General features: G+C 74.2%; 1 protein-coding gene and 1 pseudogene. Both read left to right on the top strand.

Features of this window, described 5'->3' with window-relative positions; all coding sequences use genetic code 11:
- Nucleotides 1-1,879, top strand: a pseudogene (locus AWC27_RS31240) (PE family protein); the annotation flags it as partial.
- A gap of 287 nt (nucleotides 1,880-2,166) precedes the next feature.
- Nucleotides 2,167-3,471 (top strand): PE family protein (locus AWC27_RS17905; RefSeq protein WP_085671721.1); only part of this gene is annotated, 1,305 nt, incomplete at its 3' end.

Below are 3,471 nucleotides of genomic sequence, written 5' to 3'. Positions count from 1 at the left end.
CCGAAACGGCGGGCCGGGAGGAGGGGGCGGGGCCGGAGCGGCCGGCGCGGTCGGCACCGCGGGCACTCCGGGCACTTCGACGCTGTCGGGCGGCCCTGGTGGGCAGGGCGGCGACGGTGGTCTTGGCGGCGCGGGCGGAACGGGCGGAAACGGCGGGCGGATATTCGGCGTTGGCGGGGTTGGCGGCCAAGGCGGTGTCGGTGGAGCCGGTGGGGTCGGCGGAATGGGCGGTGCAGGTGCAGACGCCACCGTCGTCGGCGCTACTGGCGGCCTGGGCGGCAACAGCGGCGCCGGCGGCCACGGCGGTGACGGGGGGATAGGTGGTTCCGGCGGCCACGGATCAGTGCTGTGGGGCCCGGCTGGGCCCAACGGGAACGGCGGTGCGGGCGGTGCCGGCGGCAATCCGGGGGCGCCCGGCAACGGCGGTGTGGGTGGGCCCGGAGACGCCATGACCGTGGCAGGTACAGGAGGCGCCGGCGGCGAGCCGGGCAGCGGCGGGGTGGGCGGCGCCGGGGGTGCTGCCGGCGGTCCTGGCGCAGGGGTTGGGGCGGCTGGTCCCAGCGGAGTCATAGTCCCCGGGCTCGGCGGCAACGGCGGCACCGGCGGCCACGGTTACGACGCCGCCAGTGACCCTGCGGCGGCCCAAGGCACTCCCGGCGGCTCGGGTGGTACCGGCGGCAGGGGCGGCAGCTACGGCAACGGCGGCCTCGGCGGAGCCGGTGGCGATGCCGCCCCCGGCGGCGGAAATGGGGGTGTCGGTGGGACGGGTGGCCAAGGCGGTGCGATCGCCGGGCAGGGCGGCAGCGGCGGTCACGGCGGGGACGGCACTGGCAGCGGCGTCGGAGGCCAAGGCGGGGCTGGCGGCTCGGTATCTCGTCTGGGACCAGGAGACGCAATCGGCGGCCAGGGCGGGGTGGGCGGTGCCTCGGCTGACGGTTCCGGCGGTAGCGGCGGGTATGGCGGTTCCGCGATCAACTATGGGACCGGCAATGCGATCGGCGGCGACGGTGGCGGCGGCGGCACTGGCGCGCTCGGGGGCGGAAACGGTGGCGGCGGCGGCTCGGCGACGAACTATGGAACCGGGAACGCGACAGGCGGCGCGGGCGCGGACGGCGCCGATGGCGGGACCACCGGCAGCGGCGGAACCGGCGGATCTGGCGGCATCGGCTACATCAGCAACGCCGTCTCTGCCGGCCATGCCACCGGCGGCGGCGCTGGGACTGGTGGCAACGGCACCGTTGGCGGTGACGGAGGAGACGGGGGCGCTGGAGTGCAAGACGGGCGTGGACTTGCCACCGGCGGCGGCGGCGGCGCGGGCGGCAACGGCACCACCGGCCGCGGCGGATTCGGCGGGAGAGGCGGTGGCGGGACCAGCTACGGATCGGGATCCGTCACCGGCGGCGACGGCGGCGCAGGTGGCAATGGCACCACCGGCGGTCAGGGCGGGGATGGCGGTGCCGGTTACATCGCTATCCCTCAGACCACGACGGGTAGTGCGACGGGCGGCCACGGCGGTGCCGGTGGAGTCGGCGCTACTGACCACGGTGGGCTCGGCGGCGCTGGAGGTGGTGCAACGAACAACGGAAACGGATTCGCCCTCGGCGGCGCGGGCGGATCCGGCGGCGCCGGTGCCAGCGGCGGCCTCGGAGGGTACGGCGGCGACGCCATCGCCTCCGGAACAGGACCTGCTACCGCCGGCAACGGCGGCGGCGGCGGTGACAGCTCGGCAAACTCGGTTAGCGGCGGTGATGGGGGCCGCGGGGGTGGTGTGCACACCTCAGCTTCGGCAGCAGGCACCGTCGGCATGGGCGGCGTCGGAGGCGCAGGAGGACCTGGGGGTCAGCCAGGGCAAACCGGTAGCCAAGGCATCGTATTTTGAACCGGTCTTTTGGACCGGAGAATTTGGCGAGCATTGATCTCGTTGAATTCGGCCGCGCTGCCGACTTCGGGCTGCCATTGGCGCTCGGGCTTCAGGTAGGGGGCATCGTTCCCGCGCTTTGACCTCCCTGCCTCGCCAGCTTGCTGCCACGATCGCCCCGATCACGGAGCCGCTGCGGGACTGGCCCGCCCGTCAATTCCGATGGGAATTAGCCGCCGATTCCCCAAAACGCGGTTTTGGAGCATACGATCCGCTCGGGGCGTTATCGCGCAGCGGAAGGTCGGGAGATGTCGTTTGTCAGCGCTGTGCCCGAGGTTTTCTCGTCGGCAGCGGCAGATTTGAATGGAATTGGAGTGGCACTGCGAGCGGCCAACGCGGCCGCGGCCGCGTCGACCACTGGAGTCATGGCTGCCGGCGCCGACGAAGTGTCGGCGGCAATCGCGCGGTTGTTCTCCGGGAATGCCCAGGCGTATCAGGCGTTGAGCCGGCAGGCGTCGGCGTTGCATGCGGATTTCATTCGTGCGCTAAGCACCGCGGGAACGGCTTACCAGGCCGCCGAGGCGGCCAATGCTTCACCGATGCAGCAACTGCTCGATGTGGTCAACGCCCCCACCCGGGCCATGCTTGGACGCCCGTTGATTGGTGACGGGGCCAATGGCGCTCTGCCCGGCCAACCTGGTGCTGACGGCGGTTTGTTGTATGGCAACGGCGGCAATGGTGCTGCCGGTGCCGCCGGGCAGGCCGGCGGGGCCGGGGGGAGTGCCGGCCTGATCGGAAACGGCGGAAACGGCGGCGCCGGTGGCGTCGCGCTGCCTGGAGGCGCGGGAGGCGCCGGCGGCCACGGCGGAAATGCCGGGTGGCTGTCCGGTCACGGGGGCCTGGGTGGAAATGGTGGCGCCGGCTTCGTCGGAGCCAACGCGGTTAACCCCCAGCGCGTCGCGAACCCGGCTGCCCCGCCGGCCGTCGCGCACGACGGCGGTGCCGGCGAGATGGGTGAGACCGGCAGCAACGGCGCTGGACTACAGGGTGGCGCCGGGATCAATGGTGACCCCGGCCAGAACGGAGCGGCGGGGCAAAGCGGCGGCACGGGCGGCCGGGGGGGTGACGGCGGCCAGGGCGGCCCTGGCAATCCCGGCGGCCCCGGCGGTTCGGCCGGCACCGGGGGAACCGGGGGTCAAGGCGGGGCTGGCGCGCCGGGCGGCACCGGAGGAACCGGCGGCACCGGCGGCGGAGGCGGTCTGGGTTTGTCCGGTAACCCGCAAAGCGGCGGCAGTTTCGGCGGCGATGCCGCCGCGGGAGGTATCGGCGGGAGCGGGGGTCAAGGCGGCGCCGGCGCTGCGGGCGGTCAAGGCGGCGCAGGTGGAACCGGTGGCTTCCCCGGCGGGGGCAGTGGCCAGGGCGACGGCAGCGGCGGCCAGGGCGGCATGGGCGGGACCGGCGGCATGGGCGGCACCGGCGCTACCGGCGGCAAAGGCGGAGCGGGCGGTGCCGGCTGGACCTATGACGACGGCAGCCATGCCAACGGGGGTGGAGGCGGCGCTGGCGGCGTAGGCGGCACCGGCGCGTTCGGGGCCGCAGGTACTGCCGGGGGC

The sequence above is a fragment of the Mycobacterium szulgai genome, assembly GCF_002116635.1.
Classification (GTDB): domain Bacteria; phylum Actinomycetota; class Actinomycetes; order Mycobacteriales; family Mycobacteriaceae; genus Mycobacterium; species Mycobacterium szulgai.
This window is presented reverse-complemented; position numbering and strand designations above follow the sequence as displayed.